General features: G+C 57.8%; 1 protein-coding gene. It reads right to left on the bottom strand.

From position 1 onward, the window contains the following. Positions 1-768 precede the first annotated feature (768 nt). A complete protein-coding gene (locus F8R15_RS20870) occupies positions 769-897 on the bottom strand; it encodes an FCD domain-containing protein (RefSeq protein ID WP_253732839.1) in 129 nt (42 codons plus the stop codon). Positions 898-915 lie beyond the last annotated feature (18 nt).

The raw sequence follows: 915 nt of genomic DNA, 5'->3' as shown, positions 1-915 counted from the left end.
AGGAGCCGGATCAGATCGCCAGCCAAGGCCATCGCGCGCTCCGAAGTCTCCAGTCCAAGAAGCAATGCGTTGAAAAGGATCACGGCCGTGATCGTGTTCCTGAAAGTTGATGTGTCGAGCGCCATCGCGATCCGGTCGCGCAAAGTCATACAGTCCCCCTCTTATCGGCGGGAGGGATATGGTTCTCGGACGGGGTTTGCGCAACCTCACCTTTCAGGAATGAGTGCCTTGGAGAAATTGCTGCGCACCATGCCGATGGAGCGAATGACCTGGCAGCGCTGGAGGGGGACGAGGGCCAAGTTGCTGTCAGGTTGGCCGATGTCGGACCCACAGTCTAGGGAGGCAAGCTGTGCCCCTGCGCTTACGTTCCAGCACGTGTTGCGCCGAGAACTTCTGCGAGATTGGCAATGCGCTGGCCCAGCGGCGAGTGACTTGCGTCAACACGTTCCCCGGCCTAGGCGGTGTAGCGCGGAAAGAGTGAAACTGGCGCAACGTTGGTTCAAGCAGATTATCCGTGGGATAGCCGACCGAAACCTCATAACAGCATTACTTCATGAGAGGTTTGCATGAGCCGACCGGATATCCGTATCCAGAGGTAGGTATCCAGCCAAATCAGGGGCCGTTTCGCGGCATCCAGACACATCTGGATCTTACATTCTTCAATGCCTTGCAGAAGGTGTTGGGTGCGCTGAAACCCCGACGTGCATCAGCATTCCGCAAACGGGGTGGATTTGAAAACTCAAGCGCAGGCAGAGGAGCCTCGTCCCCTCAAATCTCCACCCCGGCACACAGCGCGGTATTTCGGATATGCTCTCGCATCGCATTCGCGGCGTCGTTCGCATTCTGCCGCGTTAGCGCCTCCAGGATCGCCCTGTGCTCTTTGATCGAGGCGTTCATGCGGTCGACCTCAGTGTT

The sequence above is a fragment of the Thioclava sp. JE_KL1 genome (assembly GCF_009296265.1).
Classification (GTDB): Bacteria; Pseudomonadota; Alphaproteobacteria; order Rhodobacterales; family Rhodobacteraceae; genus Thioclava.
The sequence above is the reverse complement of the archived record's forward strand: the minus strand, read 5'-3'. Positions and strand labels throughout refer to the sequence as shown.